The organism is Vibrio sp. L5-1 (assembly GCF_021728315.1).
Lineage (GTDB): Bacteria > Pseudomonadota > Gammaproteobacteria > Enterobacterales > Vibrionaceae > Vibrio > Vibrio splendidus_K.
On sequence record NZ_JAKKCQ010000011.1, the window covers coordinates 42,681 to 68,398 of the forward strand.

21 protein-coding genes are annotated in these 25,718 nt (G+C 44.3%); 4 read left to right on the forward strand and 17 right to left on the reverse strand.

Going from position 1 to position 25,718, the window contains the following annotated elements; genetic code table 11:
* Positions 1-133 precede the first annotated feature (133 nt).
* From L3V35_RS23200 to rppH, 6 genes are all read right to left on the reverse strand, one after another.
* On the reverse strand, positions 134-1,528 hold the full coding sequence (locus L3V35_RS23200; protein WP_146457892.1) for a winged helix-turn-helix domain-containing protein: 1,395 nt from the start codon (positions 1,526-1,528) through the stop codon (positions 134-136).
* Between the two features lie 132 nt (positions 1,529-1,660).
* Positions 1,661-2,512: a thymidylate synthase gene (locus L3V35_RS23205; RefSeq protein WP_009848438.1), complete on the reverse strand. Its 852-nt coding sequence runs from the start codon at positions 2,510-2,512 to the stop codon at positions 1,661-1,663.
* Positions 2,513-2,521: 9 nt separating this feature from the next.
* A complete protein-coding gene (lgt, locus tag L3V35_RS23210; protein ID WP_054548382.1) occupies positions 2,522-3,343 on the reverse strand; it encodes a prolipoprotein diacylglyceryl transferase in 822 nt (273 codons plus the stop codon).
* Between the two features lie 58 nt (positions 3,344-3,401).
* Positions 3,402-4,193: a sulfite exporter TauE/SafE family protein gene (locus L3V35_RS23215; protein WP_054548383.1), complete on the reverse strand. Its 792-nt coding sequence runs from the start codon at positions 4,191-4,193 to the stop codon at positions 3,402-3,404.
* Between the two features lie 8 nt (positions 4,194-4,201).
* Entirely contained in the window at positions 4,202-6,451 is a 2,250-nt protein-coding gene (gene ptsP / locus L3V35_RS23220) for a phosphoenolpyruvate--protein phosphotransferase (protein ID WP_004735019.1), read from the reverse strand.
* A gap of 2 nt (positions 6,452-6,453) precedes the next feature.
* Positions 6,454-6,972 (reverse strand): RNA pyrophosphohydrolase, encoded by a 519-nt coding sequence (rppH, locus tag L3V35_RS23225; RefSeq protein WP_004735018.1) that lies wholly within the window; start codon positions 6,970-6,972, stop codon positions 6,454-6,456.
* Between the two features lie 616 nt (positions 6,973-7,588).
* On the opposite strand from rppH, the gene mutH reads away from it, so the two are divergent.
* Positions 7,589-8,254 (forward strand): DNA mismatch repair endonuclease MutH, encoded by a 666-nt coding sequence (mutH, locus tag L3V35_RS23230; protein ID WP_086027492.1) that lies wholly within the window; start codon positions 7,589-7,591, stop codon positions 8,252-8,254.
* Between the two features lie 86 nt (positions 8,255-8,340).
* Here mutH and L3V35_RS23235 read toward each other — a convergent pair whose 3' ends face one another.
* The 8 genes from L3V35_RS23235 to xerD all read right to left on the reverse strand — a co-directional run bounded on the left by L3V35_RS23235 (position 8,341) and on the right by xerD (position 17,880).
* Positions 8,341-8,652, reverse strand: a complete 312-nt coding sequence (locus L3V35_RS23235) for a DUF6482 family protein (RefSeq protein WP_004735016.1) — start codon at positions 8,650-8,652, stop codon at positions 8,341-8,343.
* 214 nt (positions 8,653-8,866) lie between these two features.
* Entirely contained in the window at positions 8,867-9,118 is a 252-nt protein-coding gene (locus L3V35_RS23240; RefSeq protein WP_004735015.1) for a hypothetical protein, read from the reverse strand.
* A 638-nt stretch (positions 9,119-9,756) separates the two neighbouring features.
* Positions 9,757-11,091 carry a cyclic-di-GMP-binding transcriptional regulator VpsR gene (gene vpsR / locus L3V35_RS23245; protein ID WP_054547795.1) on the reverse strand — a complete coding sequence of 445 codons (1,335 nt, stop codon included), beginning with the start codon at positions 11,089-11,091 and terminating at the stop codon, positions 9,757-9,759.
* A 271-nt stretch (positions 11,092-11,362) separates the two neighbouring features.
* Complete coding sequence (gene lysS, locus L3V35_RS23250) at positions 11,363-12,895, reverse strand: lysine--tRNA ligase (protein WP_237300712.1); 1,533 nt, start codon at positions 12,893-12,895, stop codon at positions 11,363-11,365.
* A gap of 98 nt (positions 12,896-12,993) precedes the next feature.
* A protein-coding gene (gene prfB / locus L3V35_RS23255; protein ID WP_099426155.1) for a peptide chain release factor 2 occupies positions 12,994-14,092 on the reverse strand; the annotation gives its coding sequence in 2 pieces (ribosomal slippage) (positions 12,994-14,016 and positions 14,018-14,092; 1,098 coding nt in all).
* Between the two features lie 251 nt (positions 14,093-14,343).
* Complete coding sequence (gene recJ, locus L3V35_RS23260; RefSeq protein ID WP_237300713.1) at positions 14,344-16,080, reverse strand: single-stranded-DNA-specific exonuclease RecJ; 1,737 nt, start codon at positions 16,078-16,080, stop codon at positions 14,344-14,346.
* Positions 16,081-16,159: 79 nt separating this feature from the next.
* Positions 16,160-16,939: a thioredoxin fold domain-containing protein gene (locus L3V35_RS23265; protein WP_017077716.1), complete on the reverse strand. Its 780-nt coding sequence runs from the start codon at positions 16,937-16,939 to the stop codon at positions 16,160-16,162.
* 26 nt (positions 16,940-16,965) lie between these two features.
* Positions 16,966-17,880 carry a site-specific tyrosine recombinase XerD gene (xerD, locus tag L3V35_RS23270; RefSeq protein WP_004735009.1) on the reverse strand — a complete coding sequence of 305 codons (915 nt, stop codon included), beginning with the start codon at positions 17,878-17,880 and terminating at the stop codon, positions 16,966-16,968.
* A 150-nt stretch (positions 17,881-18,030) separates the two neighbouring features.
* Between xerD and fldB the strand changes: the two genes are divergently transcribed.
* Entirely contained in the window at positions 18,031-18,552 is a 522-nt protein-coding gene (gene fldB / locus L3V35_RS23275; RefSeq protein WP_004735008.1) for a flavodoxin FldB, read from the forward strand.
* Between the two features lie 180 nt (positions 18,553-18,732).
* On the opposite strand, the gene brnQ is transcribed toward fldB, so the two are convergent.
* Positions 18,733-20,046, reverse strand: coding sequence for a branched-chain amino acid transport system II carrier protein (brnQ, locus tag L3V35_RS23280; protein ID WP_017077715.1), 1,314 nt, complete (start codon positions 20,044-20,046; stop codon positions 18,733-18,735).
* Between the two features lie 314 nt (positions 20,047-20,360).
* Between brnQ and L3V35_RS23285 the strand changes: the two genes are divergently transcribed.
* Complete coding sequence (locus tag L3V35_RS23285; RefSeq protein WP_108091685.1) at positions 20,361-21,089, forward strand: methyltransferase; 729 nt, start codon at positions 20,361-20,363, stop codon at positions 21,087-21,089.
* Positions 21,090-21,196: 107 nt separating this feature from the next.
* Complete coding sequence (gene srmB / locus L3V35_RS23290) at positions 21,197-22,462, forward strand: ATP-dependent RNA helicase SrmB (protein WP_054547801.1); 1,266 nt, start codon at positions 21,197-21,199, stop codon at positions 22,460-22,462.
* Between the two features lie 185 nt (positions 22,463-22,647).
* On the opposite strand, the gene yaaA is transcribed toward srmB, so the two are convergent.
* Positions 22,648-23,424 carry a peroxide stress protein YaaA gene (gene yaaA, locus L3V35_RS23295; protein ID WP_171311870.1) on the reverse strand — a complete coding sequence of 259 codons (777 nt, stop codon included), beginning with the start codon at positions 23,422-23,424 and terminating at the stop codon, positions 22,648-22,650.
* A 295-nt stretch (positions 23,425-23,719) separates the two neighbouring features.
* Positions 23,720-25,150: a sodium:alanine symporter family protein gene (locus L3V35_RS23300; protein WP_017084788.1), complete on the reverse strand. Its 1,431-nt coding sequence runs from the start codon at positions 25,148-25,150 to the stop codon at positions 23,720-23,722.
* Positions 25,151-25,718 lie beyond the last annotated feature (568 nt).

Consider the following 25,718-nt stretch of genomic DNA (forward strand, 5'->3'; position numbering starts at 1 on the left):
AGTCCAAACAATAATCAAACATGTTGAGAAGCCTGTCGGCACAAGAAAACCTTGCGGAAGAGCCGTTACTATTAGCGGTAACTCAACGTCTTCACTTCAAAGAGAATTATGTGGTTTAGGAAAGGTTTGTTTTTTATAAAGATTCAATAAGATCAAACAGTTGGCCATTATACTCTTTTTTCACTTCGGTATAGCGCTGATAGTTGTATTGCGAACCTTCGGGGTTATCCGACAGCTTGTCAGCCACACTAAGTAGATAAAAACTGATTGGACTCGGTGTACTTTCGGCAGCATAAAAAAGGTAAGGGAAAGCTTGATTAGCATGTTGGTTGATTAACAGTGCAAGACCCAAGGTAAGGTTGGCAATATCACAACGCGGATTCATCTCAAAGGCTTGCTTTGCCAGTTGCAGTGCATGTTCGCGATCTTCTTGCTCATGACTTTGCAAATAAGCCAAAGATTCCGAATACGACAATAAGGCATTGACCAGATAATTGTCTCTTCCTTGCTGTTGAATCGTATCCAACTGAAGTGCGATCTCTGCAAATGGCTGTCCACCTTTGCCTTGGTAGAAAAGCGATATCCCCTCTGAAATAACCTTCCAATCATCGTAGTTATCAATAGCGGTCACTCGATGACTGACTACGCCGTATTCTGAACTCATTGGGGCAATAATGGCTTTAATCTCAAGAATCACATCCCCAATGGCATCAAAGAAGTTGTCTTGGCTAAAGCTCTTTTCCACTTTCTGGCTTTGATTGGGCTGGCGGTTGTTTTGTATCAGCACGCTCAGTACATAGTCACCGCCCTTTTTCTTGAGCCAACCTTTAAGTTCGACACCATTATTGGCAAGTGATTGCTTGCCCTGTTTCGATAGCTGAGAGAAGTGGTAACCTGATAAGTTTTTAGCCGAATTCAATCCATAGAAAAGATAGTTGTATACACTTTCCGACATCTCATAATCGTCCGCAGAATCGAGCGTAATATCATGGATATAAACGGGAATCATATTACTTTGATTAGCGGCAATACCCACAGTGTCATTGGTTGGGACATCGCTTTTCCATGCCAAAATTGCGATCAAACCGAACGCTAATACAGCGGTTGTAATAAAGGCGATAGTTTTATTTTTGGGCTTAGAAACAACAACTTTAGTTTCAGGTGGGAGTATATCTTCTGCAGGAGTAGTCTCAACGCTAGGCTGAATTATCTCAATATCAAACAGATAACCTTGCTTAGGAATGGTTTGAATGATGCGATACGGACGTGCTTTATCCAGAAGCTGACTGCGCAATAAACTGATGACCTGTCTGACCAAGTTGTCAGACACTTGAGTTCTTTGCCACACATCAGCAGCTATCTGCTGCGTACTAACCACTTGCCCGCGCTTCTCGATGAAATAGCTGAGCAGCCTTGCTTGTAGTGGCTCTAAATGAATCTCTTCACTATCAATCACCAACTGGTTTTTATCAGGGTAGAAAGCAATAGGAAAGTCGTGTTGCAATACAAAGCAATGCGAGCGAGTCATAGTAGTTCTGTGGTTAGAAAAGACCACTCAAGATTATTGGTTTTACGAATGGTAAGCAAGCCAAGCATCAGAAATAAAAAAGGCTGCGCAGAGGCAGCCTTTCGATCAATCAGTCAATCAAAGCAGATTAGATTAAACCGAGAATGGGTACTTAATCGCTTCGTGGCATTCGTAGCCTTCAACCCAGAAGTCATCCATCGTCACCCACGTTTCCAAATCTTCTAAAGACTTAATCTCAGGATTGATATGGAATGTTGGCCCAGCTAAAGGCTCACGCTTCAACTGGATATCACGCATAGGTGCGAGTTGATCTTCGTAGATATGTGCATTAACCAGCTTGTGGTAAGCCACACCGGCTTTCTTACCAGTGATTTGTGCCATGATTGCTAGGAACACATACACTTGCACCATGTTGAAGTTCAGGCCTAATGGAACATCACAAGAGCGCTGAGTACTGTTTAGGTACAAAGTGTCACCAAGCAGAGAGAAGTGGTGGCTATACATACACGGACGCAAACAACCCATGTGGAACTCACCTGGGTTATAGAAGTTTAAGATCTCGCCGCGGTCATCAATGCCGTTTGTTAGATCATCAACAATCTTCTTCAGTTGGTCGATATGACCGCCGTCAGGTTTTGCCCATGCACGTCCTTGAACGCCATAAACACGGCCCATGTCGTCTTCACCCTTGCGGTAAGGGTTATTCAGCCATGCTTCATTCAGGTTAGAATTCGCATCCCAAGTTTTAGTCCCTAGTTTGCGAAAATCTTCAGCATTGTCGTAACCGCGGATATAGCCAAGCAGCTCAGCAACTGCGGCTTTCCAGAAACTTTTACGTGTTGTTACCAGTGGGAATTGGTTATTACCAACATCATATTCAAGGTCAGCATTGATTACGGTTAGGCAGCGCTTGCCTGTGCGTTCATTTTCAATCCAAGTACCGTCATTAACGATACGCTGACAGAGATCTAAATACTGTTTCACACCAATTCCTTACTTCGTTTGTTGTGGTAATTCATCTTTGTAGTGACCACGCTTGTATGCCCAAACCATCATCAGCACACCGATGATAACCATTGGCAGTGACAAAATTTGTCCCATAGAGATAAATCCACCGAACAAACCTAGCTGAGCATCAGGTTCACGTACGTATTCAACTAGGAAGCGGAATGTACCATATCCTGCTAGGAATAACCCTGATACAGAACCAAGAGGACGCGGCTTTTTAATGAACCAGTTCAAGATGAAGAACAGTACAATACCTTCAAGCGCCATTTCATAAAGCTGAGATGGGTGACGAGGAAGTGGACCACCGTTAGGGAATACAATCGCCCATGGCACATCAGTCACACGCCCCCATAGCTCACTGTTCATGAAGTTGCCCATACGCCCCATACCTAAACCAAATGGCACTAATGGTGCAATCATGTCAGCGACACCAAAGAAGGTTCGACCGTTCTTTTTGGCATACCAAAACATCGCGGTGATCACACCAATCAAACCACCGTGGAAAGACATACCGCCAGTCCATACCTTAAATAGGTAGAGTGGATCTTCAATGAAAAGGCCAAAGTTGTAGAAAAGTACGTAGCCAATACGACCACCCAATACCACACCTAGAAAGCCGGCAAACAGTAAGTCTGATACTTGCTCTCGAGTCCAACCACTACCGGGTTGATCAGCTCGGCGATTTGCTAACCAAAGAGCAAACATAAAACCGACAAGGTACATTAGGCCGTACCAACGAACTGAGATTGGTCCTAGTTCAATAAGAACAGGATCGATATTTGGGAATTCGATAAAACCCTGAGACATACTTGGCTCTCTATCTAAAATTGAATAACGGTTAACTCAACAGCTAACAGAAAAAACACTACAGCAGCATAGTGGCTGCTATAAACATTAAAAATACCGCAAAGAATTTCTTCAGCACGGGGGTTGGCAATTGAGTGGCCAGTTTAGCGCCAACTCGTGTGGTCAGAACTGAGGTACAAGATATCGCGATCAAAGCCGGTAGATAAACATAACCCAAGCTATACGCCGGAAGATCATCGACAGAAGAACCATGCCAAATAAAGCCTAACATTCCCGAAATCGCGATAACACAACCACATACAGAGGATGAGCCAACCGCTTTGCGCATTTCCACACCGTGATGGTTAAGGAAGGGTACCGATAAAGAACCACCACCAATACCAGCCAAGCTTGAAACCAAACCAATACCGCCACCACATAACATGGTCTTAGCTGAACCCGGCATCAACTTTTGACTCTTAGAGCGGATCGACAACAGCATCTGCAACGCCAATACCAAGACAATCACACCAAAGACTTTTGGCAGATATTGAGCAGGAATAACGTCGGCGACAAAAGAACCTAGGAAACCACCAATCACCACGCCAGGCATCAACCACTTAACGACAAAAAGCTCCACATTACCCAATTTTAAATGGTTAATCGCAGACGACCCTGAGGTAACAATAATGGTTGATAACGAGGTTGCCAATGCCATTTGCATCGCAAACTCTTGAGGAATACCCGCTTTAGGAAGCAAAAACAGTAAGGCAGGAACTACCAGCAAACCACCGCCAATGCCTAGCAAGCCCGCTAAAACACCAACAATAGCACCAAGGCCAGCTAACAAGCCTATCAGTTCATATGACACGTTAAATCCTATTTTTTACCTGCTCGAATGAAGCCTGTAAATTCACGCTCTTCGAAATAGTTCAGCATCATACTATATATGTCACTACCATATGGTTTTGAAAGCGCTCTATTTGCCAAATCCTGTAATTCACTCAAGTTAGATTGGCGAATCAAATATTTAGTCCTCGCGACATTTGAGGTATTCATACTTAACGTCTCATACCCCAACCCAATCAGTAACAACGCGCCCATAGGATCACCGGCTAGCTCGCCACAAATACACACAGGTAATTGATGTTGCTTACAAGTATCATGAATTTGTTTTAATGCCATGATCACCGCTGGGTGCATTGATTCATAGACATCAGATACTCGTGAATTGTTCCGATCAACCGCTAATAAATATTGAGTTAAGTCGTTGGTACCGACTGAAACAAAGTCGACCTTATCAGCAATCAGCGGCAGTATGTAAAGCATTGATGGCACTTCAATCATGATACCAACGCGAGGCATACGCACTCGGTTATCAAGCTCATGCACTTCGTCATACGCTTGTTCAATAAGTTGTAGCGCGTCATCCAGTTCCTGAGCACCAGAGATCATCGGCAGCAAAATACTCAAGTTATGGCTTTCACAGCTCGCACGTAGCATGGCACGTAACTGAATAATAAAGATGTCAGGATGATCGAGCGTAAAACGAATACCACGCCAGCCAAGGAATGGGTTGTCCTCTTCGATTGGAAAATAAGGTAAGGCCTTATCGCCACCGATATCGAGTGTACGCATCACCACTTGCTTCTCAGGGTAGCTCGCGAGTACAGAACGGTATTGCTTGAACTGTTCGTCCTCTGACGGAAACCTCTGCTGCAACAAGAAAGAAATTTCGGTTCGATACAGCCCCACCCCATCAACGCCTTGGTTGATAGCGATATTGGTGTCGGCACTCAAGCCCGCATTAAGCAGGATCTCGACTTGCTGGTTGTCTTGCGTTTTTGCCGGTAAGTATAGTTCTCGATTGACCATAGAAGAGAGCTCACTCTCTTCTAAAATCAGCCCTTGATATTCTTTGAGCAGGTTTTGAGTCGGCTCAATAAAGATCTCGCCACTATACCCGTCGACAATCGCTTGCTTACCATTAGCTTGCGCAAGATTTAGGTTAACCCCCATAACAGAAGGAATACCCAAAGCTCGAGATAAAATCGCGGCATGTGAGTTCGCCGCCCCTTCCAAAGAAATAACAGCTAAAAGTTTTTCTTTGGGAATAGAGGCCAATACCGAAGCCGTTAACTCTCGAACCACCAAAATAATTGGCTTATCTAGCGTGCGAAGTTCATGTTCAGAATTGTGAAGGAAATAGAGCAATCTTTGACCAAGCTCTCGGATGTCTTGTGCCCTCTCACGAAGGTACACGTCTGACATACGAGCAAAGCGATTCGAGTAACTCTCAACAACCTGCCTTAATGCCCAATCGGCTTTATCGCCTTTCTGGATTTGGCTCTTAAGATCCTTACGCAACATTGGATCGTTGAGTAAGTGAGTAAACAGGTCAAAGATCGCCAACGCGTCTTTATTGATTTCACTGTCTAGGCGCTTTCGCATTCGCTTAAAGTCATTGAGAGCATTTTCGACGGCGACTGCCAGCATTTCATGCTCTCTTTCAACATTAAGCGTCGATGCTGGATAAACATCGGTGAGTTCAGGCTGAGTGTTATCCCACCATAAATCACCAATCGCAACGCCCGATGAAGCTGCAATACCTTTAATCTTTGGTAGCTTCTGTTGCTCTAAAAGCCAATGGCCTTGAGTTTGAGCGTGCGCCACAATGACCGCAAGTTGTGCTGAGAGTGTGACAAGGAAGGATTCTTCCATCTCACTGAATAAACGAGGAGACTTCTGTTGAATGACCAATACGCCAAGCACTTGCTTGCGATGGATAATCGGAGTGCCGAGAAAAGAGTGATAAACCTTTTCTCCAAGCTCTGGAAAAAACTTATAAGCAGGGTGAGCAGACGCTTGTGCAAGGTTGATAGGTTCAGCACTTCTTTTGACAAGGCCAACCAGACCTTCGTCAAAACCAATGTGAATGCTATTGCCTTTGAAGATCAGGCCTTGAGTTGCCATCAACTCAAGACGCTGCATATCATTATTTGCCAAATACACGGTGCAACATTCCGTCTGCATCGCACTGCATGTCTCTTTAACCAAAATATCAAGAGCCGTCGACACATCTTCAACTCTTGATACGTGTTCAACTATTTCCCTTAGTTGACTGAGCATGCTTAACCTCTACGCAATTTGCGTTTTCCTTTTGTTTTTCGCTCTTTAAACGGCATTGCTAAAGATGCGAATTCTTTCATCGCTCGACGGTAAACATCTCGCTTGAAAGAAACAACTTGTCGAACTGGGTACCAGTAACTCACCCAACGCCAACCATCAAACTCAGGTGTACTTCCACGCTGCATATTGATCTGCGATTCATCGCAATCTAAGCGTAAAAGGAACCACTTCTGTTTTTGTCCAATACAGACAGGTTTAGAATCCCACCGAACCAGTCGTTTGGGCAGCTTATAGCGTAACCAATGACGACTTGTCGCGACGATCTTTACATCCTTTTTAGTAAGGCCAACCTCTTCATACAACTCGCGGTACATTGCCTGTTCCGGAGTTTCACCTTCATCTATTCCCCCTTGAGGGAATTGCCATGAATGTTGCCCGTATCGTTTAGCCCAGAAGACCTGACCATGGTTGTTACAGATTACAATACCAACATTTAATCGGTAACCATCGCCATCTATCACTGGCCAACCTCTATCTAAATTTTTAATTACTCTGATTTTTCCACATATCCCCAATCGGAGCAAACTTAGTGACGTGACAAGCGCTATATTTATGAATATTAACTAAGAATATGGATAAGTTTTGCTCAAATTCTAGTTACCCACACAAGAGTGAGACATAGACCACATTTATTCACCTTTTCTGTGAATAACTATGTGAAGAATTACCCGCAATCGTTTTTTTTAATCCATAGATTCATCAACATCAAAAACACCAAGTCGAGTAAATACAATTTATTTAATTAAAAATCAATTAATTAGAGTTAGAATTTCATTTTTAAAAACATTAGAAAAGTAAAAGATCTTTCAAAAACAGAACATGGTTAAAGATCAACCACTCCGATGTTTATCCACACTAGTAAGCGAAAGATTCATTTTGAACCCCATTTGGCAAGCATTTAATCCACCATAAACCCCTGTTTATTTATCCACTAAATTAATATTTCAATTAATTACCTTTATGTCCTGTGGATAACCATGAGTTTGATCCCTTCCCTAACAAGGAGATCATTTCTTAACCAGTCGTCATATAGTGATAACTTCTGGTAAAATCATTTTTTTGATCATGTCTTTTATTATGAAACCAGAACCACAAACACAACAAGAGCTGCTAGACAGAGCGTATGCTATCGCCGGAATGACCTTTAAAGAGCTCGCCGATGAAGCTGAGATGGTGATGCCAAACGACCTCAAGCGTGATAAAGGCTGGGTTGGACAGCTATTGGAATGGCACTTGGGTGCGCCCGCTGGCAGTAAACCAGAACAAGATTTTGCCAAACTCGGTATCGAGCTTAAAAGCATCCCGATTGGCTACTCTGGAAAGCCACTCGAAACCACCTTTGTTTGTGTCGCTCCATTGATGGGCGTGCAAGGCATAACTTGGGAAACCAGTCACGTTCGAAACAAGCTGTCTAAAGTGTTGTGGATCCCAGTTGAGGGAGAAAGAGAGATCCCGCTGGCAGAAAGGCATGTTGGCTCCCCATTACTCTGGACACCAAGCCTAGCTGAAAACGAACTCCTGAAAAGAGACTGGGAAGAGTTGATGGAGTTGATCGTGTTGGGTAATGTTGAACAGATAACAGCAAGACATGGTGAAGCACTGCATTTGCGACCAAAAGCGGCCAACAGTCGCGTGTTAACAGAAGCTTACGGTGCAAGTGGAAAACCTATCAAGACTAAGCCACGTGGTTTCTATCTACGGACTCAATTCACCCATAAATTGCTGACAACCCATTACGCATAGAGCTTTTATCTAGCATAGATGGACCAAACTATCAGTATGTTACAAACCGCCAGTAACTAGAATCAATCTCTAGCTACAAATGCTCTCTAATGAGGTTTAAGCGCCAGTTCAATATCACAGTAGCTTTGGCTTGGCTCATTACCAAACTCATCATAGGCGTTGTGTAAGCGAAGATACGCCTTTTCAAAACCGAGCCGGAGCAACTCTTCTTTCACTTGATCCAAGGATCCAAAGTGAAGCGGCTCACCGTCTTGCTTTACCGGTTCTAGCTTGTGTTTATATTCCACAGCTAATAGATATTCCGAGATATCGGAACAGCCAATAACGTATACCTTCGGTGTTTGATAAGAGTCTTTGTGCTCTCCATGTAACCACATGTCTAATTGATGCTTTTGCATAGCCAGCCTCCCTTGCTCTATAAAGCGTAGTAGAACTCTTTTTCTTTACTAGATAACGACTTAAAAAAGCACACATAACGGCTTAAAAAAGCAAAAAAGAGAAGCAAGTGCTTCTCTTCTTTGGCCTGTTTTAGTTCAAAAGCTTGCACTTTCGACGCCACAACTATCACTGATATTTATCTTAAGGGGTGAAAGGCGCTATCACCCCACAAGATTACGTCGGTATTCGCGCGCTTAAGACTCGACGAAGATGACGAACTCGACGTTCAATCGTAACGACTTCAGGTTCAGAAAAACCAATTGGTCGACCATCGGCTTCAAGGCCAATATCTCTCAATAAATGAGTATTGTTCCATGGTAGATCGTATGAACTACGACGAACTTTTCGTTGCCATTCACGTTCTTCACGACGAAGGTCTGCACGGATAAGGACTGTTGCTAGTTTTAAGTATACTGAGTGACGCATAATAACTCTCCAGTTGTAAAATAAACTGAGGAAAAATAGCGTGTTAGATAGTATGAGGGCTTCTCACTTAGCTGCTATTTTTCCGCAGCCAAATAAGGGTACGGATCTATTAGTTAGGTTTATCTTGGGTGTTTCGATCGGCCATGGCTGATGCTTGTGACATAACAGTCACCATGTCAGTACACGGATCAAACGACGCGCAAATATGCTGTATAAAATCGAAATGTTTCATTTGCGCCTCCAAACTAACTAAAAAATCCAAAAAGAAATGAGATAATAAAAGCAAATAAGTCTTTGTTAAGCTATTGCTTTCACGGTTAAAGTCTAACCAAGTGAGTATATTATTCAACCGATAATTGATTAACAATTTCAAAACAAATCATTCATCCAAAATATCAGTTGCATATCACTTTATATATAACATATTCACTATGATTATATAAAATCACAGAACATCTCTCTTAAAGACCGAGCCTCCAATAGCTCAATCTATCAATCTATCAGCTGTCAACGATCAACGATCAACGATCAACGATCAACGATCAACGAGAAGTTGTAGCAATAGATATAAAAAAACCACGCATCATGCGTGGCTCTTATATTTACATTAACTGGATAGAATCAATGAATAGAGAGCTCTAAACAACACCTTCAGAAATCAGGCCATGCTTATTCAGCAATCTGTACATGGTTGCACGCGAAACTCCAAGCTCCTTAGCGGCCAACGATACTTGACCACCATAAGATTCCAGAACAATCAGCAACGCATCTCGCTCTGAACGCTCACGGATACTTTTGAGACTGCGGCGCTCATCATTCTGTTTTGGTAAATCAAGTTGTTGATCGTCAATGATCACCGCATCCGACATCAGCACGACACGCTTAATTTGATTCATCAGCTCACGCACATTGCCCGGCCAGTGATAACGATTCATCGAGCGGATAGCATCGTCTGAAAAGCTCTTGGCTTGAGCATTAAACTCTTTTGAATACTCACGTAAAAAATGATTAGCCAGTACTGAAATATCACTCACTCGCTCTTTCAAGCTCGGAACGTGAATACGCAGAACATTGATGTAATGATAAAGCTCTTCATTGAAGTCGCCCTCGATCAATGCCTTTTCTATGTCAGAAGAGTTCGCGGCCAGAATACGCACATCGACAGGCTTAGGACCATCCGCAGTTTCAATTTTACCTTCTTGTAAGAAACGCAGCAGGTTCAACTGCTGATTGCGTGGCATTGCCAATACATCGTTAAGCAAGATGGTTCCGCCATCGGCTTCTTCCAACAGACAAGGTGCTGCAGCGGGCTGTGCTGAGATACCAAATACCTCGGCCTCTATTCTCATTTCAGACAAGGCACGACAATTGACCGTTAAAAATGGCTTTTGCGCTCGCGAAGAGTTTTGATGAATTGAGCGTGCAACCGTCTCTTTTCCTGCTCCACTCTCTCCGTAAATCAGGATACTGACATCTGTCGGTCCAATGCGCTTTACTTGGTCTCTCAAACGCTTCACAGCCACAGAGTCGCCAAGCAAGCCCATATTGTTGTTGATGCCGTAGTTTGGCCATACTTTCTGCTCAAGCTTGAGCATACCCAGTTGGTGACCAATGGTACTCAATAACTGGGCATCTGGGATTGGCGCCGTGAAAAAGTCGATACAGAAGTTCACGATAAATTGGCAAATGGTATCAGAGCTCAATTGCGATTCACGAATAAAGGCGAGCCATCTTACTTGCTTGTTGTTACTCACGAGATTAGCGATACCGTTAAGGCTAAACTCATCATGACTAAGATCCACAATGCCAATGCATGGGCCAATGTCAGCAATCAAGGCATCGGCTTTTCGTAAATCTGCACACTGGGTACATTGCCAACCCACTTGCTCTAACACTGATAACCAGGGTTCGTACGCACCACCAACGACGATAAGAGAACCTGGTAAGGAATCCATCTTAAATTGAGTTCCCATCCTTCTTCCTTATTCTATTTTTATTTAAATCAAGCTAATACGAGTCACTGCTTCATCGTTCGACAAAATGCCACGAGATCGTATTCAGCGCAGGACGTATAGTAGTGAGACTATCTTAGATTTTATGTCTCAATAGTAAGACTATGTCAGAAATAATGGTTTTTCGAATCAAGAGTGCGGTACAGGCTAGGTTTTGCAGCCTAAAAACAGAAAAAGCCACCCGAAGGTGGCTTTTTTAATTAGATGGGCTGTTACATCACATAAGCGAGTATTACGCTTGTGGACGCATTGCCGGGAACAAGATCACGTCACGGATTGTGTGCGTATTTGTAAATAGCATCGCTAGACGATCGATACCAATACCTTGACCCGCTGTTGGCGGTAAGCCGTGCTCTAGTGCAGTAATGTAGTCTGCATCGTAGTACATCGCTTCGTCATCACCCGCGTCTTTTGCGTTAACTTGCGCTTTAAAACGCTCATCTTGGTCTTGTGCATCGTTAAGCTCAGAGAAACCATTCGCTACTTCACGGCCACCGATAAAGAACTCAAAGCGGTCTGTGAAGAATGGGTTGCTGTCGCTACGACGAGCCAATGGAGAGATGTCCGCTGGGTAACCCGTGATGAATGTTGGTTGAATTAGCTGAGGCTCAGCCGTTTCACCAAAGATCTCTTCAAGAAGCTGACCACAAGTCCAGAATTTCTCAACGTACAGACCCACTTCTTCTGCAATTTTAACCATCAATTCTCTGTTCTGAAGATCATCTTCAGTCAGAGCTTGAATGTTTGCATTTTCAGGCGTGTAGAGTTTGATTGCATCGAACATGCTCATGCGAGCGTAAGTGCCACCGAACTCAACCGTTTCGTCACCGTAAGGCATAGAAGTAGAACCAAGAACGTCCATCGCTGCTGTGCTTAGCATCTCTTCCGTTAGATCCATTAGATCTTTGTAGTCAGAGTACGCTTGGTAGAATTCCATCATTGTGAATTCTGGGTTGTGACGTGGAGAAAGACCTTCGTTACGGAAGTTACGGTTGATCTCGAATACACGGTCAAAACCACCAACCACTAGACGCTTAAGGTAAAGCTCAGGTGCAACACGTAGGTACATGTCGATGTCTAATGCGTTGTGATGAGTGATGAATGGACGTGCTGTAGCACCGCCCGGGATCACGTGCATCATTGGCGTTTCAACTTCTAGGTAGCCTTTTGAGCTCATGAAGTTACGGATTGAAGACACAAGCTTAGAACGCACGATGAATGTGTTACGAGAGTCTTCGTTCACGATTAGGTCAACGTAACGCTGACGGTAACGCATCTCTTGGTCAGTTAGACCGTGGAACTTCTCTGGTAGAGGACGAAGTGCTTTAGTTAGCAGTTCAAACTCTTCCATGTTCACGTAAAGGTCACCTTTACCAGATTTGTGAAGCGCACCTTTAACACCGATGATGTCACCGATATCTAGGCCTTGGTACTTCTCTTTCAGTACTTTTTGTACGTCTTTCGCTGCGTATGCTTGGATACGACCAGAAGTTTCTTGAATCGCAAGGAATGGACCACGCTTCGCCATGACACGACCAGCGATCGCAACGATGTGGTTAAGCTCTTCTAGCTCTTCCTTAGTCTTCTCACCGAATTCCGCTTGAAGATCGCCAGCTAGGTGCTCGCGACGGAAATCATTTGGGTGACCGTTCGCTTTGCAGTTTAAGCGGATGTGATCCAGCTTGCTACGGCGCTCAGCGATTAGTTTGTTCTCTTCAGGTGAAGAAGCTTCTTGTGCGTTTTCGTTTTGAACAGCATCAGTCATTAGAGATGTACCTTGCTTTTATAATTTGGACAGCTATATTTTTGAAAATATAGGCATTTTTACCAATATTATTGGTAAAGCTTAATAGTTGGTAAAGCTTACAGACCTGATTTCAGGCTAGCTTCAATAAACTTGTCTAAGTCACCGTCAAGAACCGCTTGAGTATTACGGTTTTCGATGCCGGTGCGCAAATCTTTGATACGAGAATCATCCAGTACGTAAGAGCGGATTTGACTGCCCCAACCAATGTCTGATTTCGTTTCTTCGCTCGCTTGTTTTTCAGCATTTTGTTTTTGAATCTCAAGTTCAAAAAGCTTAGCACGTAGCTGCTTCATCGCTTGGTCTTTGTTCTTATGCTGCGAACGGTCATTCTGACATTGAACCACGGTGTTGGTTGGAACGTGAGTAATACGTACCGCCGATTCCGTGGTGTTTACGTGTTGACCACCAGCACCAGAGGCACGGTATACGTCAATACGTAAGTCAGAAGGATTAATATCGATCGTAATGTTGTCATCAATCTCTGGGTAGATAAACGCAGATGCAAATGAAGTATGACGACGGCCACTTGAATCAAATGGTGACTTACGAACTAGACGGTGAACACCTGTCTCTGTACGTAACCAACCATAAGCGTATTCACCAGAAATACGTACCGTTGCGCCTTTAAGACCAGCAACATCACCATCAGACACTTCGATCACTTCAGTCTTGAAGCCTTTCGAATCTGCCCAACGTAAGTACATACGCAACATCATTGAAGTCCAGTCTTGAGCTTCTGTACCGCCCGAGCCTGACTGTAAATCGATGTAGCAATCTGATGCGTCGTGATCGCCAGCAAACATACGACGGAATTCCAGTTTTTCTAGCTTAGCTTCTAGCTCTGCCAGTTCTGGTTCGATTTCGTCAAACGTTTCTTGGTCTTCTTCTTCAACCGCAAGCTCTAATAGACCCTCAACATCCTCAACACCTTGGTCAAGTTGGTCGATCGTTTCTACTACTGCTTCCAATGCAGAACGTTCTTTACCTAGCGCTTGAGCACGCTCAGGTTCGTTCCATACATCCGGTTGTTCTAATTCTGCGTTTACTTCTTCTAGACGCTCTTTTCTAGCGTCATAGTCAAAGATACCCCCTCAGGATATTTGTGCGTTCAGACACATCCTGCAGACGGTTTTTAATAGGATTGATTTCAAACATTTTAGCTCATCATTTATGAGTAGAATTTAACCGAAGAATTGTACTCAAAAGTGTGACGGAGATACAGAATTTTTTAGAGCGGAAAGCCAAGATTCAACAACTTAATGGAATATAAAATTGACAGACAGAAAAAACACGTGAAATTTGTAAGGGAAAGAAAGAAAACAAGCCCTGTTTTTGAACAGAGCTCGTTGAATTTGGGGCTAAATGATGAACATCATTCAGTGAACAATAACGCTATTTGGCTTCAACTATTTGGCTTCAATATGGTCAACCATCAACTGCAACGATTGGTTGCCACGAAACTCGTTGATATCCAGCTTAAATGCAAGATGAACCGTTTTCACGGACGCATCAGGCCAGCGACGTAAATCAACATTGAAAGCAATACCATCAATCATCACATTGGTTGGGTGGCCTTTGTATAGAGGTTCTAGCATCAATTTAAGGTGCTTTTCACCTACCAGTTTTTGATGCAGCACTTTAAACTCACCATCAAAGATGGGTTCTGGGAAAGCTTGGCCCCACGGACCACCAGAACGCAACGTTTCAGCGGTATGCATTGAGAACTCTTCAGGTAACAGCTCACCATCAGACAAGATAATACCCTTCAGTGCTGTCTCACCGAGTTCTTTACGCACAACGTCATCAAACATCTTGCTGAATCGCTCGAAGTCTTTTTCCATAATGGTTAAGCCAGCTGCCATTGCGTGACCACCAAACTTCAAGATTAGGCCAGGGTTTTGAGTATCGATTCTGTCTAGCGCATCGCGCATGTGCAAACCTGGAATCGAACGACATGAACCCTTAATGCTGCCTTCACCACCATCAGCAAATGCGATTACTGGGCGGTGGTATTTGTCTTTGATACGCGAAGCCAAAATACCAATCACACCTTGGTGCCAATCACGTTGGAGCAGAGCTAAGCCGGAAGGCAAATCGTCTTTACCGAACTCAAGGCGCTCACAAAAAGCCATCGCCTCTTGTTTCATGCCCTCTTCAATCTCTTTACGTGTTTGGTTCAAGCCATCTAACTCGCTGGCCATTCGACGCGCGGCGTGAATGTTATTGCTCATCAACAACTCAACACCAAAAGACATGTCATCCAATCGGCCAGCCGCATTGATACGTGGACCAAGCGCAAAACCAAAATCGGAGGCAACCAATCGCTTAGCATCTCGCTTAGCAATTTCAATCAAGGCTTGAATACCCGGACGAGCTTTACCCGCACGAATGCGTTGTAGCCCTTGGTGCACCAAGATTCGGTTATTTTCATCAAGTGGAACCACATCCGCAACAGTACCCAGTGCCACTAGGTCAATCAGTTCCATCAACTTGGGCTCTGTCATACCGTGTTGAGCAAACCAGCCCAACTTACGCATGTGAACACACAACGCCATCATCAGATAAAACGCAACCCCAACACCCGCTAGCGCTTTTGAAGGAAATGCACAGCTTTCTAGGTTCGGATTGACCATCGCATCAGCGATTGGCAATTCATTCCCTGGCAAGTGATGGTCTGTAACCAGAACGTCTAGCCCTTTCTCTTTCGCGAAACGGACACCATCAATCGAAGAGACACCATTATCGACCGTCATGATTACTTCAGCGCCAAGTTCGATTGCCTGCTCGACAACTTCCGGGCTCAAGCCATAGCCATCTTCAAAACGGTTTGGGACGAGATAGTCGACGTTAGAACTGCCCAACATACGCAGAGCAAGCACAGACAACGCCGAACTGGTTGCACCATCGGCATCAAAATCACCGACAATGATAATGCGTTTTTGCTGCTGAATCGCTTTAAACAACAGCTCTACCGCAGCATCGATACCACCCAGTTTTTGATAAGAGTGCAAGCCTTTCGCTGCGGTCTCTAGTTGGTCAGCACTGTCGATTCCGCGACTCACATAAATGCGCTTTAACAAGTCAGGTAAGTGAGCAGGTAAGACTGAAGTGTCGACCTCAGGACGGCGTTGGATCTCTATCATATAAAAATGGGCCTGATATTAATCAGGTCACTCCTTAAATCAAAAACATGAGGGATAAATTTGCAATACAGAAACGATATTATTGCTCTAAACGTTGAAGAAGTTGTGCTGGAGGTAAGTAACCACTCACCAACTCACCACTTGCTAGCACGATAGCAGGTGTGCCATTGATGCCAAGCTCACGACCTAATTGGTATTGTTTAGCGATGATCTGCTTCTGCTCTGCTAGGTCTTTACCAGACGCTGGCATTTGACGGTTTACTTTAGCATCGTGCATGGCTGTTTTTGGATCATCTGAAGCCCAGATTGCTGCCATTTGATCGGCAACTTGTCCTGTTGCACCTTGGCGTGGGTAAGCCATGTAACGAACGGTAATACCTAGATCGTTATAGCCTTGCATTTGGCTGTGCAGACGAACACAGTAACCACAGGTAATGTCAGTAAATACCGTCACAACGTACTTTTCGTTATCGGCTTTATATTCGATAACTGTATCCGACATCGCCGCGACCTTTTCAGCATTAAGTGGAGCTTGACGCTCAGCCAGAACGTCACTGAATTTGCCGTTATCATCCAGAGAGTAAAGAGTGCCGGCTAGAAAGTGATCGCCCTCTGGAGAAGAAAAGATAATGCCACTGTTAGTTTGAATTTCTAATAGGCCATCGATGTCTGAAGGAACGATCTTCTCTACCTTGATACCGATTTTTTCAAAACGCTTAGTTAACGCTGCTGTATCAATAGCTTGAGCTGGAGCAACTTCTACGGCTGTTGATGTTTGTTCTACTTTCGCTTCTGATGCATTACATGCAGTAATCATGAGAGGAAGCACTAATAGAGGAAGACGGCGTAATACGCTCATTAAGTTCACCTTAAAAATAAATGGATTTAAGCACGTGGGTGATGCTGCGCGTGAATTTGCTTCAGCCTTTCGGTCGCCACGTGAGTATAAATTTGGGTTGTCGATAAGTCACTATGCCCAAGCAACATCTGTACGACCCTGAGATCTGCGCCATAGTTCAGTAAATGAGTCGCAAAAGCGTGTCTTAATACGTGTGGTGACAATAGCTCTGTATCTATACCAGCAACAACCGAGTAATGCTTAATACGATACCAGAACGTCTGACGGGTCATTTGCTTGGCGCGTTTACTCGGAAAAACCACATCAGAACTGTTTTCGCCGAGCAGTTGTGGCCGACCTTGTTCAATAAAAGTCTCAATCCAGTCCACGGCATTTTCGCCCATTGGCACCAAGCGCTCTTTACCGCCTTTACCAATAACACGCACCACGCCTTGTCTTAGGCTGATATTTTCCATCGTCAAACTGACTAACTCGGTCACACGAAGACCAGTTGCATATAATAACTCAAGCATCGCTTTATCGCGAAGCTCAATAGGGTCATTGGGATCAGGAGCCTCTAGCAGTGCATTAACTTGCTCTTCACTCAAATCTTTTGGCAAGCGCTGTGGCAGCTTAGGGCTGATCAACAATGCACTCGGATCATCGCCTCTCACTTTCTCGCGGTGCAAGTATTGGAACAAGCGACGAATCGCCGACAACATGCGAGCACGGGAAGTCTGCTTAAAATCGGCGTCGGCTAACCAGCCTTGATAATCCTGTAGCCCTGAAAGGCTAATAAAGTCGAGGCGGTAATTGTTCTTTTCCATCCACGTTAGAAGCTTGGACAAGTCGGTACGATATGAGACAAGCGTATTCTCCGATAACCCCCGCTCCATCCACATAGCATCTAAAAACTGCTCAACGAGACCGTGGTCTGCGCTCTGCCCTTGAGGCGACTGCATAGTGTTACTCACAATATTGGAAACTGTTTTGAGAGTATGTCAGAGCAAATATGAATGCCATAAAAATTACGACTTGAGCGGATAATCGCTGCAATCGAAGTCGATTTATGGTTAGAATTCGCCATCTGAAATTAAAATCGAACGTTTGCTATGAAAATTGGATTATTTTACGGCTCAACCACCTGCTATACCGAAATGGCAGCAGAGAAAATTCGCGGCATTATTGGTGAAGACCTAGTTGATATCCATAACGTGAAAGAAACCCCTCTTTCTTTTATGGCGGACTACGACCTTTTACTGCTTGGTATCTCAACGTGGGATTTCGGTGAAATTCAAGAAGACTGGAATGAGTTGTGGGAAGACATCGCAACAACGCCTATGAAAGGCAAGGTTGTGGCTCTGTTTGGTCTAGGTGACCAAGAGGGCTACGGTGAGTGGTTCTTAGATGCGATGGGTCTATTGCATGATGAATTGAAAACCGCAGGCGCTGAGTTTGTCGGCTTCTGGCCAAACGATGACAGCTACGAATTCGAAGCATCTAAAGCATTAACAGAAGACAAGTCTCAGTTTGTTGGTTTGGCTCTGGATGAAGATTCACAGTACGAACTCAGCGACGAACGTATCGCAACTTGGGTTGAACAAGTACTCGTCGAGTACAGCGAAAAGCTATAAGTTCTGCTTCCTTAGAGTTCAGAACTAAGAACTACGAGCTAAGAGTTCAAGGCTAAGAGCTTCAGGCAGAAAGAACATCATCGATTAGATACAAAAAGGCCTCATTACTGCGAAGTAATGAGGCCTTTTCCATTCAACTTTGTATTGAATACAGACTAACGATTTAATCTCAACGGAAGATTAAACGGTCTCTTCAGCCATCTCTTGTTCTGTTGCTTTACCAACAAAGAACATACAGATGATTGCAGCAGCAGTTGGAAGCAACCAACCCATACCAATCTCGAACAATGGCAGCATCTTAAGTGCAGACACATCGACACCCGCTACTTTAGCACCATCAATAAGAGCAAACAGTAGAGACACTAATACAACCACACGGTAAGCGGCTTTTGGATTAGGGAAACGGCTACGCAAGAACGTCAGAGCAACCAACGCGATAGCGACTGGATACAATGCAAACAGTACTGGAACAGACAGAGAAATCAGTTGAGAAAGGCCAACATTCGCTACGGTTGCACAAGCTACACCGTTGATGATTACCCAAGTCTTGTAAGACAAAGGCGTTAGCGAGCTGAAGTAATCAGAACATGCTGAAACAAGGCCAATCGCCGTTGTTAGACATGCCAGTAATACGATCACTGAAAGCACTAGCTGACCTGATGGGCCAAACAACGATTGAACGTAAAGGCTTAAGATAGCGCCGCCATTGTCCGCACCCGCTGCAACTGTTGCACTTGTTGCGCCTAGGAAGAACAAAGAGATGTAAACAAACGCTAGACCAGCCGCGGCAATACAACCTGCGCTGATAAGGTACTTAGTCGTCGCTGCACGATCAGTAATGCCCTTGCTGCGAATCGCATCAACAATCAGCATACCAAACATCAACGAAGCAAACGTATCCATGGTGTTGTAGCCTTCAAGGAAACCTTTGGTCAGTGGCTGAGTAATGTACTCACCGTGAGCCGCAAGAATGTCGCCTTGTGGGTTAACGAACACAGCAACTGCCAGTACAACCAAACCAACAAATAGTGCAGGTGTCAGTACCTTGCCGATTACGTCGATAAGCTTACCTTGCGACCATGAGAAGAACATCGCTACCACAAAGAATGCAATCGAAAAAAGAGTGAGGTGAGCTTGAGAGGCATCGATGAAGAACGGTTTCACCGCCATCTCATAAGCAACAAGGCCGGTACGTGGCGCAGCAAATGCAGGACCGATGATGATAAAGATCAGCACAGCCATGATAGTTGCAGCTCGCTTTGGAAGATCTTTGGTTAGATGACCCCAAGAGCCACCAGCCACTGCAACTGCGACGATAGTGATTAACGGCAGACCAACGGCGGTCAGCAGGAAACCAGACATCGCTGGAAGAAAGTGGTCACCAGCTAATTGGCCAGCAAGAGGTGGGAAGATGATGTTACCCGCACCTAAGAAAAACGCAAAAAGCATAAAGCCCAATGCCATTATATCTGTTAGTTTTAGACTCTGTTTCACAGATAATCCTTAATTATATTTATGAATTTATGTTGTGCTTACGTGAATGTTACAGCAAGAAGCTGCCAATCAATCTATAAAATAGTCGCGCATAATGACGAAACACTTGGCTAGCTGCAAGTCACCACAAAAAAACACCATATAAATTTGCATTTGAGAACCAAAAGCAGTGGATTCCACTAGATATGGAAATATTGCCATAATTATAAACTAACCATAATTAACAACAATGAATTCTCAAATAGAACATTGAGCTATACAATTAATTAACATTAGAGCTAATCACTTAAAATATATCGATATCCAGAACATTCATGAAAGACAAAAAAACCGAAACCAAAAGCTTCAATTTCAAAAAATTCTCTATTTACGGAGGACAAAGTGGCATGCCCGTCAGTACCGATGGCGTGTTACTTGGCGCTTGGGTAAGCCTGCCACAAAGATCATGTGTACTCGATATTGGAACAGGAACAGGTCTGTTGGCCTTGATGGCCGCGCAGCGTTTTGAGGATGCTTCAATCTCTGCGATAGATATTGATCAGCACGCTATTGATGCAGCAACAGTCAATATTGAGCAGTCGCCTTGGCAAGATCGCATCTCCCTTCATCATGGCAGCGTGTTAACCACGGATTTCTCGCAACGATTTGATGCGATAATTTGTAATCCACCCTACTTCAACTCTGGAGAGCAGGCACAGCAAAGCCAAAGAGCCACCGCGAGGCACACCAACAGCTTGGATCACCTTGAGCTTGCTCAGCGTTGTTTCGAGATAACGACCGATGTCGCCACCGCCAGTTTTATACTGCCGACGACCGAGGGAGAAGGCTTCATCAAGCTTGCCCAACAATGTGGTTGGTACCTAGCAAAGCGCCTTGATGTGAAAACAACAGACAGAAAACCGGCAATTCGAGTCCTGTTTGAATTGTCTAAAGATCCTGTTTGTGAGCAAGATTTGCAGCGTGAATCGCTTACGATCCATCACGATGGCGGTTATAGCGAGGCATTTATTGCCCTTACTAAAGATTTTTATCTCAAGATGTAGCAAATACCATGTGATCCTAATCACTAATGCTTCTATAATGTCCGACTACTCTTTTTTATCGTCTGCTTTTTGAGGCAGAAACATTTATTGCTTGTGGAGAAACAACAGTGATCAGAACCTTTGCAGAACTCGATCTAAACCAAGAGCTGCTTAAAGCAATTGACGAAATGGGCTACGAACGTCCAACACAGATACAAGCTGAAGCAATCCCGCAAGCGTTAGATGGAAGAGACGTTTTGGCTTCTGCGCCAACAGGTACTGGTAAAACAGCATCATTTGTATTGCCAGCACTGCAATACCTACTGGATTTCCCACGTAAGAAATCTGGCCCTGCACGTATGCTTATCCTGACGCCAACGCGTGAGCTAGCAATGCAGATCACCGAACAAGCACGTGAGCTTGCTAAATACACCAGCCTGAACATCTTTACGATCACGGGCGGTGTGATGTACCAAGAGCACGCTGACATCTTAAGTACAACCCAAGATATCGTGGTGGCAACACCCGGTCGTCTAATGGAGTACATCGAAGGCGAGCGTTTCGATTGTCGTGCGATTGAATGGCTGGTTCTCGATGAAGCCGACCGTATGCTAGACATGGGCTTTGGCCCTGTTGTTGACCGTCTGTCTGCAGAGTGTCGCTGGCGTAAACAAACTTTACTGTTCTCAGCAACGCTAGAAGGTAAAGGCATTGAAGGTTTCACTGAAGATCTACTGAAAAACCCAGCAGAGATCGATGCTAAATCATCACTGCGTGAACGTAAGAAGATCACTCAATGGTATCACCGCGCCGATTCAGCTAAGCACAAGCTTGATATCCTAAAACATATCATCACAGAGCAAGCTGAACGCAGCATCATCTTCTTGAAGACGCGTGATCGCCTAGGTGAGCTACGAGGTCAACTAGAAAGTGCACAGATTCCATGTGTGTGGATCCAAGGTGAAATGCCTCAAGATCGTCGTAACAACGCGATTTCTCGTTTCCGCGATGGTTCTATCAACGTACTGCTGGCAACTGACGTCGCAGCTCGTGGTATCGATCTTCCAGATGTGAGCCACGTTATTAACTACGACATGCCGCGTACAGCAGATGTCTACCTTCACCGTATCGGCCGTACGGCTCGTGCAGGTAAGAAAGGTAACGCGGTTTCTATCATTGAAGCGCACGATCAGCTAATGATTGAACGCGTGGCTCGTTACACTGAAGATGCGATCAAAGAACGCTTCATCGAAGGCATGCGCCCAACGCATAAGAAAGCCGCGGTAACGAAGAAGAAGAAACCGAAGAAAGAAGACAAGAAAGCGGTTGCGAAGCAAAAAATTGCTAAGAAAAAGAAAATCGCTAAGAAAAAGAAAGCCGTTAAGAACAAGTAATCTAACCGCCTTTCAATGATTCAATAAAAAGCCCCATGCAGAGAACTGCATGGGGCTTTTCTTTGTCTGGCTTATTATCAGGCTAAATAACTAGGCCTCTAATTTTAATTTCAGACTCAAACCGAGAGTAACTAATTAACCGAGAGTAACTCATTAACCGAGAGTGACTAATTAACCAAGAGTGACTAGTTTTGCTCTTCACGCTTGAAGACAAGCTCTTTCGCATTCGACTCTTCTTCAACGAAGTAGTAACCCGCCGTATCAAATTTGGTCAGCGCTTCCACTGAATCGATTTTGTTTTCAATGATGTAGCGAGCCATCATGCCACGCGCTTTCTTGGCGTAAAAACTGATCACCTTGTACTGACCATTCTTACAGTCTTTAAAAACTGGCGTGATGATTTGACCATCAAGGCTCTTCGGCTTCACCGCTTTAAAGTATTCGTTCGATGCTAGGTTGATCAACACATTGTCGCCTTGAGCATTTAGCACTTCATTCAGCTTGTCTGTGATGATGTTGCCCCAGAACTGGTACAAGTTAGTGCCACGCTCATTAGCTAAACGTGTGCCCATCTCTAGGCGGTAAGGCTGCATCAAATCCAATGGCTTCAATAACCCATATAAGCCAGAAAGCATGCGCAGGTGATTCTGTGCGTAGTCAAAATCATCGTCCGACAGTGTTTCAGCATCTAGGCCAGTGTACACATCGCCCTTAAAGGCTAGGATTGCTTGGCGTGCGTTGTCTTGGGTAAAGGTCTCGCTCCATTGCTCAAAGCGCGCTACGTTCAGCCCAGCAATCTTATCGCTTACTTTCATCAGAGCTGAAACATCAGCAGGTGTCAGCTTGCGGCACTCTTCAATAAGCTCTGCAGAGTGTTCAACAAACTCTGGCTGGCTGAAGCGCTCAGTCGCTAATGGTGATTCGTAATCTAATGTCTTGGCTGGAGAAACGACAACTAACATAACTTTACCCTAATCGGTTATCTAACTGGATGCAGCTAGAGTATAGAAAAAACATCAACTTGTCTTTATGACTCTTCCTATTACTTTGATAGACAGATCTAGCGATAAGTCGCTTACAAAGAAGAATCGCTTGCAAAGAAAAAGTCGCAGACAAAGTAAAAATTACTCACCAAGAAAAATCGCAGACAGATAGAAATTGCAAACAGATAGAAATCGCAGGCAAAGAAAAAGGCTAAGGTCGAAACCTTAGCCTTTCTAATGATTTTAGGATGAGTGATGAATCACTCCAACAAGATTACTTCTTCTTGTTGTTAACCCAAATACCATCTTCCAATTGAGCCTTAAGCTCTGGGAAATCATCCGCATCAAACGTGGGTACTTTACCCGCGTCTAATTGACGGTTGTAGTCTTTCGCTAGCTTAATCACGATGCCCGATAGCAAGATGATCGCTACCAAGTTCACAATCGCCATTAGACCCATCGATACGTCAGCCAATGCCCATACCGTTGGCAATGTCGCCAAAGAACCGAACATAACCATACCCAGCACAACGATACGGAACAGCACGAGGCCCTTCTTGTTGTTGTGCTCTAGGAAGATAAGGTTTGTTTCAGCGTACGAGTAGTTTGCAATGATTGAAGTGAAAGCGAAGAAGAAAATCGCTACCGCTACAAAGATGCCACCCCATTCGCCCACTTGTGCCGTTAGTGCACGTTGCGTGAGTTCGATACCCGTTACTTCACCGTGTGGTACATATTCACCAGACATCAGGATGATTGCTACTGTTGCAGAACAGATAACAATTGTGTCCATGAACACACCTAGCATTTGCACATAACCTTGCGATGCTGGGTGCGGTGGGTAAGGCGTAGCAGAAGCTGCTGCGTTTGGCGCAGAACCCATACCCGCTTCGTTCGAGAACAAACCACGTTTGATGCCGTTAATCATCGCTTGTGCGATCGCGTAACCTAGGCCACCAGCTGCTGCTTCTTGCAGACCGAATGCACTCTTGAAGATAAGAGCCAGAACTTCAGGCACTTTCTCAATGTTCATTAGCATTACGTAGATAGCGATAGCTAAGTAAGCCAGTGCCATGATTGGAACAATGATTTCTGCAGTGCGGGCAATCTTACGGATACCACCGAAGATAACGAATGCAGAGATAATTACGATACCAACACCAACGTAGCCACGCTCAAAGTCGAATGCCGTGTTCATTGCACTTGCAATCGCGTTCGCTTGAACCGCGTTGAATACTAGACCAAATGCGATGATTAGGAAGATAGAGAATAGAACCCCCATCCAACGCATACCTAGGCCTTTCTCCATGTAGTATGCAGGGCCGCCACGGTAGTTACCGTCGTTATCACGCGTTTTGTATAGTTGAGCTAGTGTGCTTTCAGCAAATGATGTTGCCATACCTAGCATGGCGATTAGCCACATCCAGAAGATAGCACCAGGGCCACCGGCGGTTAGTGCCACAGCAACACCTGCCATGTTACCTGTACCTACACGAGCAGCAAGACTAGTACAAAGAGCTTGGAAAGAAGAGATACCAGCACTGTCTGCTTTACGGCTGTTTCTAAGAACAGAGAACATGTGGCCGAAATGGCGGAATTGAATGAAGCCTAGTCGTACAGTGAAGTAGATACCCACACCAACGAGTAAGTAAACTAAGATAGATCCCCAAAGGAGATCGTTCATCAAATTGATTAAGTCTGTCACGTGAACCTCGTAATTGAGTTTAAGCACCGATCTTGCGTCCGAGCCTTCCTCTAGATCACCTATGCCAGTGTCAATAGTTGTGTCGGCATTAGATTTATATTTATTTGTTGCGATCTAGATTGTAAATGTCGCTTCATGCATCCATTTTACGTATCAGTGTATTTTTTGACGGGCGGATAATGCAGCGAGACGGCCTAAAAATCAATATGCAAATACATTTATATTAAAATGACATTTCACTAATAACACACCTTTTGTTAACACAATTTTCAACAATACAGCCCAATAAAAGTCACATTATCGGGACATAATATCAACAACAACCAAGGTACCACCAAAACAAGAACGACATCCTATAAAGATGACGTCAGCCTAGGTTTTACAAGGTATAGTGAAGATCTGTATTTTTTTCTAGAGCAATGAGAACCCTCTACCGCACGGCACAATACGCACTTAAATGCATTATAGTAAAAATACCATTCCATTCGCACAATGAATTAACATTCCATAACCCCTAATTTAATCGTTTACTTAGGTTTGTTTGCTTGTTTTTTGTACATGAAAATCC

Bases quoted from the DNA above. Each gene is read 5' to 3' on its own strand.
- L3V35_RS23200 (WP_146457892.1), bottom strand. From the start codon at position 1,528: ATGACTCGCTCGCATTGCTTTGTATTGCAACACGACTTTCCTATTGCT.
- lgt (WP_054548382.1), bottom strand. From the start codon at position 3,343: ATGTCTCAGGGTTTTATCGAATTCCCAAATATCGATCCTGTTCTTATT.
- ptsP (WP_004735019.1), bottom strand. From the start codon at position 6,451: ATGCTCAGTCAACTAAGGGAAATAGTTGAACACGTATCAAGAGTTGAA.
- mutH (WP_086027492.1), top strand. From the start codon at position 7,589: ATGAAACCAGAACCACAAACACAACAAGAGCTGCTAGACAGAGCGTAT.
- L3V35_RS23235 (WP_004735016.1), bottom strand. From the start codon at position 8,652: ATGCAAAAGCATCAATTAGACATGTGGTTACATGGAGAGCACAAAGAC.
- L3V35_RS23240 (WP_004735015.1), bottom strand. From the start codon at position 9,118: ATGCGTCACTCAGTATACTTAAAACTAGCAACAGTCCTTATCCGTGCA.
- vpsR (WP_054547795.1), bottom strand. From the start codon at position 11,091: ATGGGAACTCAATTTAAGATGGATTCCTTACCAGGTTCTCTTATCGTC.
- lysS (WP_237300712.1), bottom strand. From the start codon at position 12,895: ATGACTGATGCTGTTCAAAACGAAAACGCACAAGAAGCTTCTTCACCT.
- recJ (WP_237300713.1), bottom strand. From the start codon at position 16,080: ATGATAGAGATCCAACGCCGTCCTGAGGTCGACACTTCAGTCTTACCT.
- L3V35_RS23265 (WP_017077716.1), bottom strand. From the start codon at position 16,939: ATGAGCGTATTACGCCGTCTTCCTCTATTAGTGCTTCCTCTCATGATT.
- xerD (WP_004735009.1), bottom strand. From the start codon at position 17,880: ATGCAGTCGCCTCAAGGGCAGAGCGCAGACCACGGTCTCGTTGAGCAG.
- fldB (WP_004735008.1), top strand. From the start codon at position 18,031: ATGAAAATTGGATTATTTTACGGCTCAACCACCTGCTATACCGAAATG.
- L3V35_RS23285 (WP_108091685.1), top strand. From the start codon at position 20,361: ATGAAAGACAAAAAAACCGAAACCAAAAGCTTCAATTTCAAAAAATTC.
- yaaA (WP_171311870.1), bottom strand. From the start codon at position 23,424: ATGTTAGTTGTCGTTTCTCCAGCCAAGACATTAGATTACGAATCACCA.